The sequence below is a fragment of the Bacillus sp. GW823-FHT06A11 genome, assembly GCF_058795355.1.
Map to the genome: position 1 here is coordinate 1 of NZ_JBXAHS010000026.1, position 694 is coordinate 694.

Sequence of the window (694 nt, forward strand, 5' to 3'; positions counted from 1 at the left end):
ATTGGAGGACCATACTTATTTAAATTCTTCATTAATGAAAAATACTTTGGAGGCTCTGGCTGTCCCGTCAATAAAGTTGATATAAAATCAATTTCTTCATTACATTGAAATGCCCAATTAAACATTTTTTCATAACCTAATGTAGAAGTTGGAATTGCTCCTAATGCTTTTCCACATGCGCTTCCCGCACCATGCGATGGCCATATTTGCAAATAATCAGGGAGTATTTTTACTTTTTGTATAGAATCAAATAATTGTTTCGCTCCTATTTGTGCAGTATCTTTCATACCAACAGCTGTTTCTAATAAATCAGGTCTTCCTATATCTCCTACAAATATAAAGTCACCTGTGAAAATTCCTATCGGTTTATCATTCGTAAAATTATTTTGACTTGTATCAGTTACTAAAAAAGAAATACTTTCAGGCGTATGCCCTGGGGTGGAAATTACATTAAATTTTATATGGCCTACTTTAAACTCTGTGCCCTCTCTAACCAATTTGTATCGACCTTCGTTGAGATATTGATATTTCCAATCACAATCTCCTTCATCAGATACATATAAATTTGCATGATAAAGATTAGAAAGTTCTCTAGATCCAGAAAGAAAATCTGCATGAATGTGAGTCTCAGCCGCAGCAATTACTTCCATCCCCTCTTTCTTAGCAAATTCTATATATTGTTCTATATAGCGAC

The 694-nt window shown here is 33.9% G+C and carries 1 protein-coding gene; it reads right to left on the reverse strand.

The window, feature by feature from the left end:
• Positions 1 to 694 (reverse strand): MBL fold metallo-hydrolase (locus tag AC1Q8L_RS29910; RefSeq protein ID WP_492339554.1); only part of this gene is annotated, 694 nt, incomplete at both ends.